Here is an 18,797-nt window from a genome sequence, read left to right as displayed (position 1 = left end):
CAGGGGAGTGTCAAGCTTCTAGTAATGACTGACCTAAATAACTGCCTTTATCTTTAACGCCAGGCAAAGCAAAAAAATATCCACCACCAATGGGGCGAATATACTCCTCTAAAGGTTCGCCAATCAAGCGATTTTGCACTGTCACAAAGCCCTTTTCTAAATCAGCTTGAAAACAGACAAACAACAAACCCATATCTAATTGTCCAGCTTTATCAAATCCACGTGAATAGTTGAAACCACGCCGCAGAATCAAACCCAACTCTGATTTGCGTGGATTAGCAAGGCGGATATGAGCATCTAGGGGGATTTGTTTACCTTTAGGATCTTGAGCATAATTGGGAATATCTTTCTCGTGCTTCATCCCCAAAGGTGCGCCAGAGTCTTTACTGCGCCCAATAATTGTTTCTTGCTCCTGTAGTGGTGTACGATCCCAGCGTTCAACTAAGTTACGGATCACCCGCACCACTTGATAGCTTCCCCCTACTGTCCAAGCTGGTTCGTCGCTGTTTGGCTTTACCCAGACAATCCGGTTGATCAACTTTTCATTGCTAGCATCTAGATTTGCTGTACCATCTTTGAAACCAAGTAGGTTCCGCACCGTGGTTTTGCCAAGCTTTTTATGAGTATTCGGCGGTAGAAACCCCTCTATTTGCCAACGCAGAGTTATCAAGTCAGGCAAATTCTTGATAATATCCCGTAAAGCGTGGATGTTCGCTTCCTCTGTGTTGGCACAAAATTGTAGCAGTATATCCCCATGACACAAATCTGGGTCAAGTTGGTCATTGGGAAAACCTGGCATAGTGTTTAACCGCTTGGGTTTTAATTTGCCAAGTCCAAAACGGTTATCGAACAGCGAGTCACCCACTGCTAGGGTGATGGTTAGATTATTGGGAACCACTACAGGCCCAAGAATTCCCGAATCACTGGGTGGAAACTTGGAGTCGCGTGACTTGGGTGTTCCCCCTGCCATGAGAAACTGAATGCGATCGCTCAAGGTTTGAAACAACCGCACTAAATCCGCTTTGGTTTTAGCAGTTGTATCAAATGCCACCATCAGGGCAGAAGCCGGGACAGGGGTGAGAATACCTGATTGGTGCATACCAAAAAACGGTACAGCCTCTTCAGACGGGTCTTCAGTAGTTTCCAAAAGAGAGCGATAACCCAAACTGGTCAAAGCTGCTACTCCACCTGCTGCTGCCATCCCAATGAGCAAGTCACGACGGCTGAGCCGGGGAGTAATGCGTAAACTTGGTTGCTCGGAACTAGACATAGTTTACTCCTCTGGGAATTATTGGTAAATTAGTTAATGCCTAAAGTGCCACGCAGTTGAGACAAATCTTCAGCAAGAGCAGCGATCGCTGTTTTCATCTCTTTCTTGTCTGTTTCACTCACCTTGTTGTAGTTCACAAAACCACCATCAGGGGTTTTGTATTTAGCAAGTCCTTGGTCAACTTTGGTGAAATTTGCATCCACACGCGCCAATAGTTCGGGGTTGGCTTTTTGGATGGCGGGGCGCAATAACTCCACAATCTTTTGGGAACCATCGACATTAGCGCTGAAGTCCCAGAGGTCAGTACGGCTGTAACGGTCTTCTTCTCCAGAAATCTTGGTTTTACCCACTTCTTCAATCAACTCAGCAGCACCGCCAACCATATTTTTCGGTTCAATGGTCAAAGTGGTGATGCGCTTTTGTAAATCTAGTGCATCTTTTTGTAGCTTTTCGGCATAGGGTTTCATGCCTTTTGTAGTTTTGTCCTGAAATAAAGCTTTCTCTAGGCGATGGTATCCGGTGAATTGTGGGTCAGCCTCTTTTTTGGCAAAGTCATCAGCACGGGAATCCATGCTTTTGTCGAGGTCAGAGAACAATTCAGCTATCGGTTCTGTGCGTTCATAGTGAAGATGAGCAGATGCATAGCTTTTCTGAGCCTTGGCAAGATCGCCAGCAATCACGGCATCTGTCAATATCTTGGTTTTAGTTACCAGTTGGTCAATTTCTTTGATGATGTAGACTTTATATTCTGCGATCGCACCGACTAATTGACCTTGATCTACAGTCCCTTTAGCTTGAGAATCTCCTCCAGTCTTCACAGTAAGTTTCCCTTTGGGATTGCTGCGTAAACCGCAAGCCATGTCATACTCACCCGGTTCTAGATTGGCTTTGAGTTTCTGAACGAAGCCAGGAGCAATATTTTCCTTTTCCTCAACGACTTTCACCCCAGACAATATCTCCCACTCCACAGGTTTGCTGCTTTTGTTGGTCAACACAAAACTGTTTTGCCCAGATGTTACTGTCAGCTGATTTGGTTCGCAACCTTTATCTGTCACAGCCAAAGCAGTTTCCACAGAATTGTTAGTAGAGGTATCACTGGCTACTTTCGCCTCTGGAGTATTATTCGCGGAAGTATCGCTTGATTTGTTAGATTCACAGGCGGCTACTGTCAAGGTAATTAGACAGATCATTGTTGAATACTTTAAAACATTTTTCATTGTTGTATTTTCCTAAAAATTCTTGAAGTAGCTAAGTACAGCATTTCATTAATTCGTAGCGAAGAAATTTGGCAAACCTCTGTGTCCCCCTGCGCTAACCTTTGTGTGCCTCTGCGTTTAAAAACGCTACGATTTTACGCAAAGCCGTACTAAGAATGACTTGCTCTAGTCTTCTGTCTGGCGTTCTCCCCTAAGAAGAACAGCGACATGGTAGGAATTAGATAGCCAAGATAGGCGATCGCCTCGCTAACGGTGGGGGCATCGTTATAGCCAAAAAATCCTGCCAAAAGTGAACCGAGAAACCCGTTATTGGGAAGTACCCCGCTAGCATCAAATACTACTGTTTGCAGTAAATTCCACACTCCGGCTTCATGGAAAGCTCTTACCCCACTTCCTAAAAGTCCAGCCGCAACCAGGATAATGAAGGCTCCTGTCCATTTAAAAAATCGCCTCAAGTTGATGCGAATACCACCTTGATAGATGCCTACACCAACAGCTAATGCGGCTGCATATCCAAACAATGCCCCCACGGGAGCTTGAATTCCCAAATTTTGCTGAAACGTGGCTAGCAAAAACACTACTGTTTCCAGACCTTCCCGCAGTACTGCAAAGAATGACATCCAAACTAGTGCTGTACCCCATTTATCCCCCGACTGAATGGCAGTTTCAATTTGAGACTGTAACTCGCCTTTCATCGAACGAGCCGCCCGACGCATCCAGAAAACCATCCAGGTGAGAACCCCAACTGCGACGATGGAAATTACCGCTTCAAATAGTTCCTGTTCTTTTTGCGGAAACTCCTGACTGGTTATTTGCAAAATAATCCCAGCTGCTAGACAAATAAAAGTTGCTAGTGCGATGCCAATCCAGACTGACTTCATCAAATGGGTACGCCCAGTTTGCTTAAGATAGCTGGCAATGATACCCACGACAAGTGCAGCTTCAACGCCCTCTCGGAACATGATCAAGAAGGGAAAAAGCATGGATAACCTTATTAACTATAATTACTATCAAATCATCATGAGAATAATAACTTACTTGAGAACATTTGTATATAAGTGCAAATTAAAAAATCTCTAAAATGCTGGAAGATTGAAGAAGGCAGGAGGCAGAGGGCAGAAGGCAGAAGGTTCAATTTAGAAGGGGATTCAAACCCCTCCTAAATTGAGGCCACAAAACAAGAAAATTTGGTGGGGGTCTTAAACCCTTGTTCCCTTCGGTCACGGGCTTCTTGACACGAGTCAGAATTCCCTTCTGCCTTCTGCCTCCTGCCCTCTGCCTTTTCTGATAAATTTTCGGACAAAAAAACTCCTACAATGCATTACTAGGAGTTCTTTTCAGCCTATTTTGTCGTTATCTAGAATCTTCGTATATCCAATCGACAAGTTAATATGTGTGCGATCACCTGGATGCAACTGTCATTGCATGGTGTTCCTGTTGGCGCAGTATGCTACCGCTTCATTCGCGATTTAGAGGTTGTTTGAAAAGTCTAAATTAATACTAGCCCTGGCGAATATAATTCGCGGCTACACAGACGAAACCCACCTCCGTGGGTTGAAGACATTGATTTTGTGTTAGTCGGCAGAGGCGGACAATGCCAGTGTAGTAGCGAATTATATTCGCCCAAAACTTTTCAAACATCCTTTTAGCTCGACTTTATCCATTTTTTTCGCAACGCGATCGCGATCGCTGAAACCTATGTGGGACAGTAGTTTTACTTTTTGAACTTTATCTATGCTCTGTGACGCAGAAAAAGTATTTGCCAAAAAGCCATGATTTTTGCCAGATAAAGAAACCGAGTTCTTAATTTTGGATAAAGTCGAGCTTAGGTTCATTTCTTTTCCCCCTGTTCCCTGCTCCTCTGCCTACACGACGATTGATTATTTTTTTATTGGAAGTCCCCTACTTATACTCCTGCAAAGCCCCTAACTTGCGAATTCCCGGCCAAATCGTGGCTGTAGCAATTACTACCAAAATTGTGCCAATCCCACCACCGACAACGGAAATCACCGGGCCAAATAAAGCCGCAGTTAAGCCTGACTCAAAGCCTCCCAATTCATTGGAGGCACTAATAAATACGCTATTAATCGCAGCAACCCGACCACGTAAATGATCTGGTGTCCTGATTTGAACTAATGTATGACGAATCACAACGCTAATACTATCTAGTGCGCCACCAAGGATCAGCATTAACATAGACAGCCAAAAGGAATGAGAAAGTCCAAAGATAATTGTGACAACTCCAAAGCCAACCACTGACCACAATAAGGCTGGCCCTGCTTTGCGTAATGGTGGTAAATACGCCAGAGTAATGGCCATAGTCAAAGCACCGATGGAATTGGCTGCTTGTAGATATCCCAACTCCACTGGGCCCACGTGTAAAATATCTTTGGCAAAGATGGGTAGCAAGGCGATCGCACCACCCAACAAGACAGCAAACATATCCAACGTAATCGCTGCTAAAATTAACTGATTCTGCCAAACAAATTTAGCGCCAGCCGCAAGCGCTTTGATTGAGATTGGCTCCGTTGAGCGAGTACCTTTTCGCTCTTTGATCCCCAGGGTTAAAATAAAACACAGCAACGCACCGATCGCAGCTAGCACATATACACCTGTAGCACTTCCAAACAGCGCAATCCCGAATCCTCCGAAGGCTGGGCCGATGACTGCGGCTAACTGAAAGCTACTACTATTCCAGGTGGCTGCATTGGTAAACGCACTGACAGGTATCAACTGCCACATCAGAGCATCACTGGCAGGTCTGAGGAAAGCCCTAGCGACACCTGTTAATAGCAAACAGGCGTAAGTTAGAAAAATTGCACCTTTTGTATAGGAAAGCACCGCCAAAGCCAGGGAGCAGAGAGCTAGCAACATCACCGACAGTAACATGATGAGTTTGCGATCGCGACGATCGGCAACATGGCCGACAATTAAGGTGAGAGCAATCATCGGCAAGACTTGCGCCAGCCCGACACCACCTAAAGCGATCGCTGAGTTAGTCCGCTCATAGAGTTCCCAGCCGATGGCTACAGTTTGCATTTGCGATCCCACAAACAGCACCAGCCGTCCAATGGTAAATAGCCGATAGTCTCGAAACTTAAAGGCTGCAAAGGGATCGTGCTGTGCAACCTCAGAGTTATGGGGCTTTGAGTTCTGTTTTCTCGAAGACATTTTTTAGTAGAGTTAAGCCTTCTTCAATATTGGAAATTTGCTCTTCTGTCAGACCTTTTAGCAAATCGGTAATATGAGCGCGCGTTTGGTCTTGGGATTGCTTCAGATGATGTTTTCCATCTTCAGTTAAACTGAGCAGCACCCGCCGCCGCTCTTGAGGATGATCACAGCGTTTTACAAAGTCGCGTTGTACCAAGCGTTCTATGGTTGCTGATGCGGTGGCAGAGGTGACACCTAAATGCTCTGCCAGGTCAGATAAGGAAGCGCCAGGATTGCGGTTGATAAATGCTAGCGATCGCAACTGAGGTATAGATAAAAAAGCGGCACTATGGGCACGCATATCCGCTCGGATAAACCGCATCATCAATGGAACTGTTTCCATTACTCTAGCGGCACATTCTTCGGAAGTTGCACCTTGAGTAGGTTTATCCAAGGTCATGGGCTTGTTGTTCTCCTGATTACATCGCCACCAGTGGATCGAGTCGTCTACCAATGATGGCTAAAATTATTAGCGTTAATAAGAGAATTGTACAATCCAGACCAAAGGGATAGCCGCTAGTTCCATTAGGGATTACATTGCTACCCGTGGATAAAGTCGTCCACCGATAGTGGCTAAGATGACTAATGTTAGTAAGAGAATTGCCAAATCCCAACCAAAACCATAAACGCTGACTCCATCCACTAGCATGGCGCTACGTAAGGCATCAACCTGATAAGTTAAGGGATTCAAGTGGGAAATAAACTTTAACCAGTCGGGCATCATTGAGATCGGATAAATAGCATTGCTGGCAAAAAATAACGGCATAGTTAACATTTGTCCAATTCCAGTCATCCGCTCTCTGGTTTTTGCCAAACAGCCAATAATTAAGGAAAAAAGACAAAAACAAGCCGCCCCCAGCATTACGATCACTAGCACTTGCAGAAAAGCTAGAGGATGGAAATTTAATTTTACACCTAAGATAAAAGACAACACATAAATTACTGCTACCTGTGATAAGCACCGTACCCCACACGCTAGAGCTTTACCCAAGACCATTGCTACACGGGGGGTAGGACTAGCAAGAAATTTATGTACAATCCCTAAATCTCGCTCCCAAATTAGTGTCATTCCCCCGGTAAAAATGGCCACATACAACACGCTTTGAGCGAGAATGCCAGCAGCCATGAAGTCTAAATATGGTAAGTTCCCTGTGGGAATTTCCCGAATTTTGGAGAACACTTGCCCAAAAATCAGCAACCATAATGACGGTTGTACCGATCTGACTACTAAATCAGTGGGGTCGTGGCGGAGTTTACGCACTTCCAATTCTGCGATCGCCAGGGTTTTTGTAACTAGCTCTTTAATTGCAGAGATCACATTGGCTCGGCGAGTAGGTGGTGATTTAACCCAACCGTTGAGCAGTACGTCTGGTTCTTGCTGTGTCACGGTAGTTCACTCCTGATGTTAACTGGTCGCCTGTATAGTAAATAAAGACATCATCCAAAGTTGCGTTTGGTTTATCTAAAGAAGCTTTTAAGTCGCTTGGGGTACCTGTGGTAACGACCTCACCTTGCTGCATAATCGCCACTCGGTTACACAAACTGTCTGCTTCTTCTAAAAAGTGGGTTGTTAAAAATATAGTTGTGCCGTAATCAACACAGAGTTGCTGCACAAGCTGCCATACTTGAGTTCGAGCGATGGGATCTAAGCCGACAGTCGGCTCATCAAGAAACAGAATTTGGGGTTGATGTAGAACTGAGACGGCGATTTCCAGCTTGCGGATCATGCCACCAGAGTAGTTTCTTACCAAGCGTTTTGCTGCATCTTGCAAACCCATGTATTCTAGAATTTCATAGATGCGACGATCGCGTCCTTTGGCAGGTATGCCATACAGCTTGGCAAAGATTAAGAGATTTTCGTAACCCGTAAGACTACCATCAGCAGAGAGCGCCTGGGGTACATAGCCGATAGCCCTTCTCACAGGATTAGATTGGCGAGTCACATCATAGCCAGCCAGAGTTGCTGTTCCTGCACTGGGAGGCAGTAAAGTTGTCAACATCTTAATAACTGTACTTTTCCCGGCTCCATTGGGGCCAAGCAGGCCAAATACTTCACCCTGTTCCACAGATATGCTGAGGTTATTAACAGCTGTTAACTTGCCAAAACGGCGCGTGAGTCCCTGAGTTTCCAAAATCAGTGGTTTTGGCTCGCTAGGAGGTTCTGACCGATTTATTTTTCCCGTCAGTATTGTCACAAGTTTGATGCACTTCCATTAATTAGTTAAACTAACTATTAGCTTCTCAATATATTTATCTAAAGTCAATAGACTTGTTACAAAAATCTGAATCACATTGAACCTCGCATGACTTCTAGTCATGCGAGGTTCAATGATCTGAGCCTGAATATTTTCAGGACTTACAAGTTCTCCACAGGCGTTTAGAGCCTCCGGGATACCCACGGCGGCTGCCTTGAAAAGTCGAAGGGCTGCTGGGGAGACCCCAGCAGTATTAATACCCTCGCTTTTCGCTATTAATCTCAAGCCCTCACCTAATATGTTCAAAGCCGCATTATTATCTCTCAAATTGTAATTACTGCAATTAGGACAAGACCATTCACGCAGTTTTAAATCTTTTTCTCCGGTAGCAGCAGCTAATTCCAACATATCTAAGTCTGCTTGCTTTTGTTCCCGTATTACGGGGTCTTGTTTTCCTTTATGACAAATTCAAAGCTCGTTTCCAAATGATCCCTTTTTTTGAGTACCCGTCTTAATCTATCGGGACTCAGTTTTATTTGGCGATCGCTAAGAAGTTTTTGAGTTAACTGAAGACTGTTGTATGTTCGTGGTTCTTTTTTGAGACATTCTTCCAAAAATACTATGTCTTCTTCGGTGTATTTCGTTTTGCCCCCACGAAGAAAGTTTATCCCAAAGTCCTTACCCGTCCTCAGGTAGCTTATTGAGAAGACACTGTGAAGTGCTGAACCATCGCTGTAGCCGAGTTTTCTGCCGTGTTAGCGTAAAGCAATCTATAGCGACCTAAAGAGCAGCAGCGACTACAGAAGAAGGGTGAAGCGGAGAATCCCCATGTCAAAGTAGGGATGCAATTGAAAATTGCTATAAGTTTTTCCCACTTCCGAATCTTCCCACTTCCTAATCTTTACTGTTAAACTTTTACTGAGTATTTTTTTAACTATATATTAAGAAAGAAATACTTAACTGCTGGCAGATGCGAAAATCTATGACAATACAGTAATAATTCAATTGCTAGTTTTTCGCCTGCCCCCTTTGACTGATATTGTGTTGATACTACCTTTACATTCTCCCTTAATTGTAAATATGAGATAATACACCAAATGCTTGTTCGTTATATAATGCTTAGTATTACAGAGAAGACATCATCAAAATTACCCAATTGACATTTTTGAATAAAAATTAATAGGGTACAATCACTGAATATAGGTCAACTATTTTTAAAATCAAAAGCAGGATTTTGCAATGATTAGCTTAAGTAATTCGGAAAACAGCACAGTTAGCAGCATAGCAGCCACTAAAAGGCTGGCAAGGGCAATGATGGTTTCTGGTGGAGAGTTTTCACTGTTATTAGCATGTTGTAACTGTGTTCAAAGACAGGAGCAAGTGCTGAATTTGTTAACAGAATTTTCATCAGCAGATATCCACGAAATTTTGCTCTCACCTACGGCTGACAAACTGTACACAGCGATTACAACTGAAATTGGTGCTACTCAACCTGAAGCTTTGATGGTAAGGGGCTTAGAATCTGTAGTGGCAATTAACCAACTAATCATTAGTACCAATATCATGCGAGATGAGTTTCGGAAACAGTTTCGCTTCCCCTTGGTGTTGTGGATCAATGATGAAATTTTGTCTAAGCTAGTCTGGCTAGCACCCGATTTCAAAGACTGGGCAGCCAGTACTATTAGATTTGATGTACCCAATAATCAGTTAGTTGAATCTGAGCAACAAGCCATCAGCGCCTAATATTACCTGAGATTACTTTCAAAATCTTGTATACGCTAGGTTGAGCCAAGCAAAACCTCAGTTATTATTCTCTCGCGTTATTTTATAAGATTATTTTTATAAGGAAAATGCTGAAAACCCCTGAGAAACAGCAACGTAGTTGCGTATTTCGGGCTTTAGGCAGGGGATGAAAGCTAATAACACTATGCAAGGGTGTTCTGATTTAATCTTTTTGGTGTGCAATATACTCTATTACATTTTTTGTAGAAATCTTACCAGCAAAAGTTCAGATAAGATCCCCCCGCCTGTGGCGATCACCTTTTTAAAGGGGTAATTAGAAAAAAAGCCCCCTAATTCATGATGTTGTTGGTCAATTCATGATGGGTTAAACCCCCCACACTTAAAGCCTTAGTTTAGCGTTGCTTTCCCGCCCTGCAATAAATTGCGGGCTAATAGCTACTGTGCGTTGAAACGCACTCTTATTAAAGAACTTGCCGATAGATTGGGGCTAATGGGTTAAACCCCCTATCAATTCGCCAACAACATCATTCATCGGGGGGATCTAAGGCTTTGAAAACACGTCCTAGTCTTGTATTATTTGCTTTGATTTTGGAACTGATACCCACCTGCCTCAACTCTAAGCTTACCTTCCTTCCATCCCTGATCAATGGGGATTTTATTACCATCAGTACTTTGGTAAACAGCAAAATGCTTTTGCCAATCGTGGTAGTGTCCATTGCGCCAAACTTTTGGTAAACCAGAACCCTGATATTGAAGTTTTACCTGACCAAAAACTCCTTGATACTCAACTACTCCCCTATTAACCTGCTTGAGGTTTAAGAGTGACTTATTTACTATCGACTGCTGGAACTGTTCCCAACTACCATAGGTTTCTTGTTCACCGACTTCTAAAGCGAATCCGGCCACTGTTTTCCCAGTACCCACCGCAGTCAGAATTTGGTCATCGGGATATCTTGAGTGAATTTTCTGGGTTGCTGTTGTGTTAATTCCTTCTAGGAGCAAATTAATTGGTGTCAACGCCAGCCATGTTTTTTCGTACCTGATAAAAGTTACACCATTGTGAGTTTCCAACTTGGCAGACTTGGGCAAGAAAAATTGAAATGGCGCTTTAGGTTTATCGTTGAGCCAGATAAGCAAATTGCGATACTGGGCAATATTATCACCACCGATAGAAGAAGTAGATATTTGAGTGGGGTCTGTTCCTGTGGATACAATAAAGTAATCAACACCGCGTTTTTGATTAAATGCCATCAACTTAAAGCCATTCCAGTCTCCACCGGAACCTTGAGCTAATGTGCCAAGCTGAAAAGAATTACCAAAATAGAGGGTTTCGTGAAACTGAGGTGCTTTATCTCCACCGGGTTTCCAGTTTTCGTAAGTTGGTTTAGAATTTAGCAGTTCCACAGGTTTTTTGAATTGCTTACGCGCTAAAGCCACAACAGCTATCGGAGGACGGTAGCTGCTAGTAAATAGGTGGACTTCATCGGAGTCCGGTTTGGGATCTGGTAAGGGTGAATCATCAAAATACAACCCTAATTCATGGGTAGCGAGGGAACACCAAACACAATTCCCCAGATTGTAATCGCGCTTACTGGGCCCACCAAATCCACCCCGCCAATACTTCAGCGCACCGGAAGTAAAAAACCAATCGAGTGCAGACTTAGCAAGTGACTTGACTTCTCGATCTTGAGCAAAGTCATAAAGATTTACATAAGTCGTAACAGCATGTCCCAAGTAGTTTTCCGAATCCCATTCTCCTTGTCCAATTTGGTAGAGAGTGCGAACATTGCGGCGGATACGTTCTTTATATATTTTGCGTGTCTCTTCGTTCCCAGTTTCTTCAGCAAACAAATAGACGGCAACTTCTCGCATTGCTCTTAAATTATCAGTATTGCGGCAGTCTACCCAAGTATTGCAGTTATCGGTTGACTGTTCCCAGAATTTGCGGGGTTGGGGAAAGGTACGTGTGAGGGGGTCTTTTTGAGTCAAAATCCCCATTGCTTCCTTCATGCGCTGGCGATATTTTGGGTCAAGATATTTGCCAAAATAGAAGTATTTGCGGACTTGCTCTTTGAGGGTAAAACCAGAGTAAAAGTCAATTCCCAAGGTGTGAGCATTTCTATCTGCATCTGCGTCTTCTGATTGCAGAAATGCGATCGCTTGTTCTCGATTACCTGCAAGAATGTCAATCATCGCTCTGGGATAGGATCTCTTCTCGTTCTCGAAAGCTGTATTTCCATAGTGTTTCCCTGCGAGTTGAGTAATTGCGGCTTGGGAACGCTGCTGAAATTCTGCTTCCATCTGTGGCGTCCATTGTGACTCTGGCTGAGACTGGGTATTGCCTAGTAATAGACACAGCAAACAGATGATGGTGGCGGTTTTAAGGTATGATTTTCGGGACACGGGATATTCCAGATATACTGAGCGACCACCAAGCTAGATGGGTAAATTGGGCGCACTCAAACCAAGTGAAGGTAAAAGTGAGGTAGGCAATGAAGACTGCTTCAATTCCACGGTAAGGTGATTTGATCACCTGCCACAGACACCATCCTAACAGGGCTAGGTACGATGCCATCCCCAGTAAGCCTACTGATAAACTTGTATCTAAAATTATATTATGTGCTTTGGTTGTGGGTAGTTGTGCGGTTTTTATTTGCCCATTTTCGTCTTGGTAGTCGAAACTAAAATCACCCAAGCGAATTACTTTAGTTATTTTTTTGCCGGGGCGCACATAGGAATAAGCAGTGCCAAAACCATCCATTCCCCATCCGAGTAAGGGACGCTGACTAATTCTATAGTTGGCCATCTGCCACAGATCAACGCGGTTTGATGTGATTTGTTTAATCAGAGGTAAATTATTCATCTGCCTAGTGCTGGTAGCAATGCCAATTATAAGCAGACATACAAGTGTTGCGGGGACTAAAAGCTTATAATGCTGGCGTCCTAATAGGTAGATAGTCCCTACCAGTAAGGCTAATAATCCCGCTCTGGTCTGAGTGAGCAGCAAAGCTGGGATAATTAAGATGCCAGCAGTTGCAGCCAGACGTGTGTTTATCCATCGCCATTGCCAACCGACAAGTGTCATAACTGCCACTGCTGCTAGGACAAATGACGCATGACCGCGATGGGAATACAAGCCGATTGGTTGCTGATTTTGAAAAATGGTACTAGCCAGAATGTTACTCTGCATCAGTTGACCGCTTGTGACGGTGTAATCGATGCGCCAGTTAAGGACTTGAGGAAAAATGCTTAGGGCAAGGATGACACCGCCAATCACTAAACCAATAAGTTGAGAACGGGCTAGTTCTGGGTGTAGTCTTAACAGTAGGTTATTGCTGAGGGTGAAGATGGCGATTAGTAGCCAGTAGAGTAAGCCATCACCCATCTGTTCTTGACCGAATAGCGATCGCCAGGGAAAAGGACTAGCGAGAGTTGAAATTAGCCCAATTCCCAAAAATATTTCCCACAGCAGTCTGCTGATTTTCCAACTTTGCGGCAGCTTCAAGCTTTCTCTGCCTTCCCAAAGCATTAAAAAGTTGAGTATACAGATAAGTACAATGGCAAATACTTTTGGTTGAGTCCAGATTTCCCCGCGCATTGCACCAATTGGGTTGATGAGAATGATGCTGAAGGAAAATAGCAGGGTGTAGAGACGGTTCACGGTTATTTTTCAAAGCGAATTTTTAGCGCTTTCACTATACCCCATGCTCCGAGTGCCAATAGTCCTAATGCAGATGTTGATTCGGGGACGGAGACAGGAGATTCAGAATTATCTTCTTCCTGGTTTTCGTCAAGAATCGGTTCTTCGTCAGAAGTCCAATCCCAATTCTCAAATTCAAGCACTGATGGGTCTTGTACTTCAATCCAGTCTGGGTCATTGATATCAAAATCAAAGTCTTCAGTCCAGTTATTATCATCAATGTTGGCATAAGAAATTTCCTGATTTATATTTTCGATGTTGTCATCAAATATTCCATCAGTGCTTGTTCTATTACAGCCACCGCCACCACTACCAGGGTTACAAACTAGATCAGGAATTTTAGGAATGGGAATAGGTATTGGCTCAAATTTAGGTATTTCGGGTATGGGTATAGGTATAGGTATGGGTAAGGGATTTTTACGACGATACACTTTGTTTATCCAACCCCATCTGATTCCGTTGTAAATTGTTACTTCTCTTTCTCCTGTTTCCTCAACTAAGTAAAGTTCAGCAAACCAAGAGTGAGGGTTTTTGGGATCTATTCTATAAGGTCTATCAAAGGCAGAAAATTCGTTTCCACCACGATAATATGGGTTAGCATTCTGATATGGAGGTATATCTATTCCGTCGTAAGTAACACCGTGTAAACCTCCACCAGAAGTGCTTTGTTCTTCATCATATAGAGTATGATTATTGACTACATGTTGAATCCAATGGATTTTTCCTTGTCCTGGTTCTGGGTCTGTTTTCTTGGGATTATACTTTATATCAATATAAGCTCCTACTCCACCTCGGATTGTGTCGTTCGGTCTTTGTTTAGCACAATTAGTTTGAGACCCGCAGCCATAGTAATCAGAAATTTCAAAATTACCATATAAGTTCTTATCTGAAGATTTGAAATCCCAACCTTGCCACCTAACATCATTCTTGAACATATCGAGGAAAGTTCTTGTCCCACCTAACTGAATAGGGGCAACGTATCTAGGTGACAAAAAAGTTATACCTCTGGTATTAGCATCTATAACGTATGGCACTGTAGGATTGTAATAATTGATAGCACCATTTCCAAACTTAAGAGTAAAGCCTATAGCGGACTGATTTGTAAGTGCTACTAGTAAATTTGTTGCTAAAAAAGCTAGAAAATATTGTTGTTTAATCATTTTTGATTATTCTTGTAGTTACTTAGTTTGAAATACTTATCAGTTTTTGTGATTAAATGAGGTAGAAAGGTCAACTTTCTTTTCATGACTGACTTCAACTTATGACTCTACTAAGCGAATCTCCACAAGTGGAGTTAGTACCTCTCCAGTCCAGAGATTTTGTAATATTGTTTGTAATATTGTTGGTTCAATCCAGTTAGAAAAATCCTCCAGCCCTTTACGAGATTGACGATACTTGAACCGAAATTGATATAAACCTGGATACAGTGGGCAAAAACCATAAATGTCTTGAGTTGGAAAAGGGATGTTCAAAGTTAACTCTCGATCACGTTTTTTCTTACGGTTCTGTATCCAAAAAAGAAAAGCATCACGAGACAAAGTTACTGATTCCCCTGGCACTACTAGCACGTAATCAGATTCAATTGGTGGGTTAATTCGTTCGCAGCTGATACCTGTCTGCATTACTTGACCATCTGGTGCTATCAGTTCTGGAAACAACGAGTAAAAATTTGATGAAAAGTAAAAAAAACTTTGCGTATTATTAGTAATACCAATACCAAGCTGTACAGGAGTATAAACACCGCGCTTGGCTTCTGGGATGGTTAATACCCTCTCTGATACCACAGTTTCAAACGTGATGTTATCTACTTCAACGGCATTTATTTCATTCGATTCAAAAGATGTCATTTTGGCTACCCTCTCTATTTCCAGGTTTTCATACGCTGTCAAATTTGTTGGCGCATGGCTTAATGCCATTGTCCTGAAAAAGAATGATGATTTGTTGTCAAATACAGATTTTTCAGAAATATTTTTGCCCTTTGTTTCATCTCACCAAAGCAACAACATTAATATTCTCTTAAATGCAGGGCAATCACTTTCTCGAAAAGCTTTATAGAAATGTTCTTTGTTTGAGGATTCACAAATGGATAGTAGATGCATAACATAAATTAAATTTTTAGAGGAGGCAAAACTATTCATTGCTGTACTTCGGCGCTACAGCTAATCAGAAAGCATTAAGATAAATATAGGCTCATTTTGGAGTAGCTTATAACCCTAATTTTACTGAATTATTAAAACAGCCTCTGCTGACTTAGAAGACGAAACTTTATGAAGTTAATCTAAAGTAACTGAGAACGAAAGAGTTTAATTTAAAGATTAAGCCGAGCATTAAGGATACATTTAGTTTGTTGGTCTTATTGAAATGTATAAGGTCGTCTGATTATCTTGGAGAGTCTTCATGAAGATAGCCGCGACTACGTAAGAGATATGCTCAGACTTAGCTAGTGGAAAGGTTTGTAGTACTGTAGAGTGCGTTAGGATGAAATCCGTAACGCACCATTCGTAAGGATTTGGTGCGTTACGCTGTCGCTAACACACCCTACATATCTTTTTGAAAATCAAATAGTAGTCCTATATAGCAATCCTAAATCATTCGTGAACAACGAGATCCCTGACTTCTCTAAGAAGTCAGGGATCTGAGTCTTGTGATTCTCACAAATCAGATAGGATTGCTATAGTTAAAAAACATTAAGAAAAATGTATCATATTTTTTAGGATGTCATAACCCAATATTTACTAGATTGTTAAAAAAAGTATCTCCTGAATTAATACATAAATTTTTATCGGAAATTAATGAACTAATTATGAAGTAAATTTCCTCCGAAAAACATCAATTATTAAAATAATATAAAGATGAGAGATTCCCAAAGATTATGAATACATTAAACTTGTTTTATAAATCGTTAATAACTTTCTTAATTAAAACTTGTGTGATTACATTTATCCAAAAAGCAAAAAAGCCACTCCCGCGCAATAAGAGTGAGCAGCAGTGGCTCTCAGTAGCTTGTGTGTAAGGAGTTTTACAGATGTCTACACCCAGGCTTTCTTCCCTAGAATAAACATCAAGTTTGACAGTTCGTCTTTTGACAGCGATCGCAACTTCACGTAAAGTGCCGCACTATAGGAGTGCTGAGTAAAGAAAAGAATTTCTTATTACTTCTTCAAAATCTTTATTCTGACACTCAGGACTCATGACTCAGGGCTTTTTTATGGTAGATTTATTGCTGATCGCGATCGTGGGATTCCTGGGGAGTTTTGGACATTGCTTCGGGATGTGTGGCCCTTTAACAGTGGCATTTTCCCTGTCTCATCAGCCGAAACAGACATCAACCTTAGAAAAGTCCGATACTTGGCAACAGCAATTAAAATTTCATATCCTGCTAAACCTGGGACGGATGTTGAGCTATGCCCTAGTCGGTGCGGGCATTGGGGCGCTAGGTTCGGTATTGCTGCAAGGTGGACAGCTAGCGGGTGTTGGCAGTGACTTCCGGCGTTGGATGGCAATTCTAACTGGTGTAATGCTGATTTGGTTTGGCTTAGGACAAGTAAAACCCGATTTACTGCCGCGTCTTCCTGTGCTACATCCCCTATTGCAAGGTAGTTTACACGATCGCCTCAGCACCGGCATGGTTAAGCTTTCCTTAAAAACCAAATGGTGGACACCAATGCTTTTGGGGATGACTTGGGGTTTAATGCCCTGTGGTTTTTTGTATGCTGCCCAAATTAAAGCTGCTGAAACTGGCAATTTATGGATGGGTGGGGCAACAATGCTAGCTTTTGGCTTAGGAACCTTGCCGACGATGCTAGGTGTGGGTGTTTCCACATCTTTGGTAAGTCAAGACAGGCGCAGTCAGTTATTTCGATTAGGCGGTTGGGTAACGCTGATCATTGGCATCATTACCTTGTTGCGGACTGGTGACACAATGGTAGATTACACCGGACACGCCGCCTTAATCTGCTTAATTTTGGCGCTAATTGCGCGTCCCATTAGTGGCTTGTGGGCTTCACCACTGCGTTACCGCCGGGGCTTGGGAGTGGGATCATTTGTGCTTTCTGTGGTTCACACCGCCCACATGATAGAACATTCATTGCAATGGAATTTTGCCGCCTTTGATTTTATGCCGCGAGAATTTCAGTGGGGTATGGCTGCGGGTGCTGTAGCATTGGTATTAATGTCCCCCGCCGCTTTCACAAGTTGGGAGTCTTTGCAGAAATCTTGGGGCAAGCGTTGGCGACAGATTCATCTATTGGGTGTGCCAGCCTTGCTCTTGAGTGTCATTCATACTGTGTTGATTGGTTCCCATTACCTGGGTTCCTTGCAATCAACTTGGGGAAATAAATTAGCGGCAGTCCTGTTGGTATTTTTTACTCTCAGTGTCTTGCTAGTGCGATCGCGCTTTTTTTGGTCAAAGTTAGCCGTAGAAAAGTTTTATGTTCCCCCAACCAAATCGCGGTAAATCATCCTTATTTTCTGGCTTCATCCCAACAAGTCAAAAACAGAGGCATTACCTGCTCAAAGGCATTTTCTGGCAGAATCAAGGAACAATAAAGTATTTATTATTCCTGAGTTGCTTAGTTATATCAATAACTAATCTTTACCCTGCATCTGCTCATAAGGTGGAAGTAGCTGGAGATGTCGGTGGCACTATCCACATTGAACCAAATGATAATCCCCGTGCTGGAGAACCGAGCCAAGCCTGGTTTGCACTTACCCGCAGAGGTGGAAGGGTAATTCCCCTGTCACAGTGTAATTGTCAGTTGGCTATTTATGCCGAACCTTATGCAGCCGGAGAGCCTGCACTGCTAGAACCGGAGCTAAAAGCTGTGTCAGCTGAACGCTATAAAGGCATTCCAGGTGCGGAAGTTGTTTTTCCTAAGCCAGGTATTTATGAGTTGCAATTGAATGGTAAACCGATCTCTGGGGCAAGATTCAAACCCTTTGAGTTCAAATTTGAAGTTACTGTAGCTGGCGGGTCTACACAAGAGAGTACACGAAATCTACGAGATGTCAATGGTGATTTAGGAGAGGGAGAATCTCAGAAATTACCAACTTGGGCGATCGCACTGCCAATCTTCGGATTCATTGCCATCTTAGTTGTTGCACTACGAGGGACGAGAGGGGGAAGTGGGGAATAGGGAGTAGGGGAGTAGAGGGTTAAGTTATAGTAAGTCTTTGCCCTCTGCTCCTTTGCATTACATCGCTATATTTTCCCAAGTTAGCATTAGGTGCGAATCCCCTAATTATCGAACCGATAGACTTTGGAACCGAAAATTATAACAATCGTTAGATGTTTAATCTTAATTGCGGGTTTTCTTCATGACTAAACCACCAACTTTGACACTGGTGGTTTTTTGCTAATTTTAATTTCCCCCTAGCTATCTAATTGGTATTTCAGGGCTTGAGACTCAAGCACAGAGAGAAGTTCGGTATGTTGATTGACTAAACCTTGTATTGCGGTAATT

The 18,797-nt window shown here is 42.8% G+C and carries 16 protein-coding genes; 3 read left to right on the top strand and 13 right to left on the bottom strand.

Annotation, left to right across the window (positions count from 1 at the left end; translation table 11 throughout):
- Positions 1 to 10 precede the first annotated feature (10 nt).
- The 9 genes from efeB to V7K67_RS19275 all read right to left on the bottom strand — a co-directional run bounded on the left by efeB (position 11) and on the right by V7K67_RS19275 (position 8,300).
- Positions 11 to 1,270 carry an iron uptake transporter deferrochelatase/peroxidase subunit gene (gene efeB, locus V7K67_RS19315; RefSeq protein ID WP_334730859.1) on the bottom strand — a complete coding sequence of 420 codons (1,260 nt, stop codon included), beginning with the start codon at positions 1,268 to 1,270 and terminating at the stop codon, positions 11 to 13.
- A 29-nt stretch (positions 1,271 to 1,299) separates the two neighbouring features.
- Positions 1,300 to 2,487, bottom strand: a complete 1,188-nt coding sequence (gene efeO, locus V7K67_RS19310; protein ID WP_334730858.1) for an iron uptake system protein EfeO — start codon at positions 2,485 to 2,487, stop codon at positions 1,300 to 1,302.
- A 149-nt stretch (positions 2,488 to 2,636) separates the two neighbouring features.
- The gene (gene efeU, locus V7K67_RS19305) at positions 2,637 to 3,470 is read right to left on the bottom strand and encodes an iron uptake transporter permease EfeU (RefSeq protein ID WP_334709755.1); all 834 of its coding nucleotides are present in this window, start codon (positions 3,468 to 3,470) and stop codon (positions 2,637 to 2,639) included.
- A gap of 630 nt (positions 3,471 to 4,100) precedes the next feature.
- Positions 4,101 to 4,322 (bottom strand): hypothetical protein, encoded by a 222-nt coding sequence (locus tag V7K67_RS19300; protein ID WP_334730857.1) that lies wholly within the window; start codon positions 4,320 to 4,322, stop codon positions 4,101 to 4,103.
- A 67-nt stretch (positions 4,323 to 4,389) separates the two neighbouring features.
- A complete protein-coding gene (locus tag V7K67_RS19295; protein WP_334730856.1) occupies positions 4,390 to 5,658 on the bottom strand; it encodes an MFS transporter in 1,269 nt (422 codons plus the stop codon).
- On the bottom strand, positions 5,624 to 6,097 hold the full coding sequence (locus V7K67_RS19290) for a MarR family winged helix-turn-helix transcriptional regulator (RefSeq protein ID WP_179066503.1): 474 nt from the start codon (positions 6,095 to 6,097) through the stop codon (positions 5,624 to 5,626). The genes V7K67_RS19295 and V7K67_RS19290 overlap by 35 nt, the downstream gene beginning before the upstream one ends.
- A gap of 132 nt (positions 6,098 to 6,229) precedes the next feature.
- The gene (locus V7K67_RS19285) at positions 6,230 to 7,084 is read right to left on the bottom strand and encodes an ABC transporter permease (protein ID WP_334709752.1); all 855 of its coding nucleotides are present in this window, start codon (positions 7,082 to 7,084) and stop codon (positions 6,230 to 6,232) included.
- Positions 7,041 to 7,892 (bottom strand): ABC transporter ATP-binding protein, encoded by an 852-nt coding sequence (locus tag V7K67_RS19280; protein WP_179066501.1) that lies wholly within the window; start codon positions 7,890 to 7,892, stop codon positions 7,041 to 7,043. Before V7K67_RS19280 ends, V7K67_RS19285 begins: the two co-directional genes overlap by 44 nt.
- Positions 7,893 to 7,910: 18 nt before the next feature.
- Positions 7,911 to 8,300 carry a hypothetical protein gene (locus tag V7K67_RS19275; protein ID WP_335167949.1) on the bottom strand — a complete coding sequence of 130 codons (390 nt, stop codon included), beginning with the start codon at positions 8,298 to 8,300 and terminating at the stop codon, positions 7,911 to 7,913.
- An 831-nt stretch (positions 8,301 to 9,131) separates the two neighbouring features.
- Here V7K67_RS19275 and V7K67_RS19270 point away from each other — a divergent pair.
- Positions 9,132 to 9,635 carry a hypothetical protein gene (locus V7K67_RS19270; RefSeq protein WP_334709750.1) on the top strand — a complete coding sequence of 168 codons (504 nt, stop codon included), beginning with the start codon at positions 9,132 to 9,134 and terminating at the stop codon, positions 9,633 to 9,635.
- Positions 9,636 to 10,208: 573 nt separating this feature from the next.
- On the opposite strand, the gene V7K67_RS19265 is transcribed toward V7K67_RS19270, so the two are convergent.
- From V7K67_RS19265 to V7K67_RS19250, 4 genes are all read right to left on the bottom strand, one after another.
- Positions 10,209 to 11,936: a hypothetical protein gene (locus V7K67_RS19265; RefSeq protein ID WP_335167960.1), complete on the bottom strand. Its 1,728-nt coding sequence runs from the start codon at positions 11,934 to 11,936 to the stop codon at positions 10,209 to 10,211.
- A 79-nt stretch (positions 11,937 to 12,015) separates the two neighbouring features.
- On the bottom strand, positions 12,016 to 13,233 hold the full coding sequence (locus V7K67_RS19260; RefSeq protein WP_442943872.1) for an O-antigen ligase family protein: 1,218 nt from the start codon (positions 13,231 to 13,233) through the stop codon (positions 12,016 to 12,018).
- 65 nt (positions 13,234 to 13,298) lie between these two features.
- Entirely contained in the window at positions 13,299 to 14,495 is a 1,197-nt protein-coding gene (locus tag V7K67_RS19255; protein WP_335167945.1) for a hypothetical protein, read from the bottom strand.
- Between the two features lie 99 nt (positions 14,496 to 14,594).
- Positions 14,595 to 15,182 carry a hypothetical protein gene (locus V7K67_RS19250; RefSeq protein WP_335167942.1) on the bottom strand — a complete coding sequence of 196 codons (588 nt, stop codon included), beginning with the start codon at positions 15,180 to 15,182 and terminating at the stop codon, positions 14,595 to 14,597.
- A gap of 1,361 nt (positions 15,183 to 16,543) precedes the next feature.
- Between V7K67_RS19250 and V7K67_RS19245 the strand changes: the two genes are divergently transcribed.
- Both V7K67_RS19245 and V7K67_RS19240 read left to right on the top strand, forming a co-directional pair.
- Entirely contained in the window at positions 16,544 to 17,791 is a 1,248-nt protein-coding gene (locus V7K67_RS19245) for an urease accessory protein UreH domain-containing protein (RefSeq protein ID WP_334730861.1), read from the top strand.
- Positions 17,766 to 18,470, top strand: a complete 705-nt coding sequence (locus V7K67_RS19240) for a hypothetical protein (protein WP_334730851.1) — start codon at positions 17,766 to 17,768, stop codon at positions 18,468 to 18,470. Before V7K67_RS19245 ends, V7K67_RS19240 begins: the two co-directional genes overlap by 26 nt.
- The last annotated feature ends 327 nt before the right edge of the window (positions 18,471 to 18,797 follow it).

This window comes from Nostoc sp., from assembly GCF_036917155.1.
Classification (GTDB): Bacteria; Cyanobacteriota; Cyanobacteriia; order Cyanobacteriales; family Nostocaceae; genus Nostoc.
This window is presented reverse-complemented; position numbering and strand designations above follow the sequence as displayed.

Bases quoted from the DNA above. Each gene is read 5' to 3' on its own strand.
- V7K67_RS19245 (WP_334730861.1), top strand. From the start codon at position 16,544: ATGGTAGATTTATTGCTGATCGCGATCGTGGGATTCCTGGGGAGTTTT.
- V7K67_RS19265 (WP_335167960.1), bottom strand. From the start codon at position 11,936: ATGGAAGCAGAATTTCAGCAGCGTTCCCAAGCCGCAATTACTCAACTC.
- V7K67_RS19260 (WP_442943872.1), bottom strand. From the start codon at position 13,233: ATGCGCGGGGAAATCTGGACTCAACCAAAAGTATTTGCCATTGTACTT.
- V7K67_RS19275 (WP_335167949.1), bottom strand. From the start codon at position 8,300: ATGTTGGAATTAGCTGCTGCTACCGGAGAAAAAGATTTAAAACTGCGT.
- V7K67_RS19295 (WP_334730856.1), bottom strand. From the start codon at position 5,658: ATGTCTTCGAGAAAACAGAACTCAAAGCCCCATAACTCTGAGGTTGCA.
- V7K67_RS19300 (WP_334730857.1), bottom strand. From the start codon at position 4,322: ATGAACCTAAGCTCGACTTTATCCAAAATTAAGAACTCGGTTTCTTTA.
- efeO (WP_334730858.1), bottom strand. From the start codon at position 2,487: ATGAAAAATGTTTTAAAGTATTCAACAATGATCTGTCTAATTACCTTG.
- V7K67_RS19250 (WP_335167942.1), bottom strand. From the start codon at position 15,182: ATGACATCTTTTGAATCGAATGAAATAAATGCCGTTGAAGTAGATAAC.
- V7K67_RS19240 (WP_334730851.1), top strand. From the start codon at position 17,766: ATGTTCCCCCAACCAAATCGCGGTAAATCATCCTTATTTTCTGGCTTC.
- efeU (WP_334709755.1), bottom strand. From the start codon at position 3,470: ATGCTTTTTCCCTTCTTGATCATGTTCCGAGAGGGCGTTGAAGCTGCA.
- V7K67_RS19270 (WP_334709750.1), top strand. From the start codon at position 9,132: ATGATTAGCTTAAGTAATTCGGAAAACAGCACAGTTAGCAGCATAGCA.
- V7K67_RS19290 (WP_179066503.1), bottom strand. From the start codon at position 6,097: ATGACCTTGGATAAACCTACTCAAGGTGCAACTTCCGAAGAATGTGCC.
- efeB (WP_334730859.1), bottom strand. From the start codon at position 1,270: ATGTCTAGTTCCGAGCAACCAAGTTTACGCATTACTCCCCGGCTCAGC.
- V7K67_RS19255 (WP_335167945.1), bottom strand. From the start codon at position 14,495: ATGATTAAACAACAATATTTTCTAGCTTTTTTAGCAACAAATTTACTA.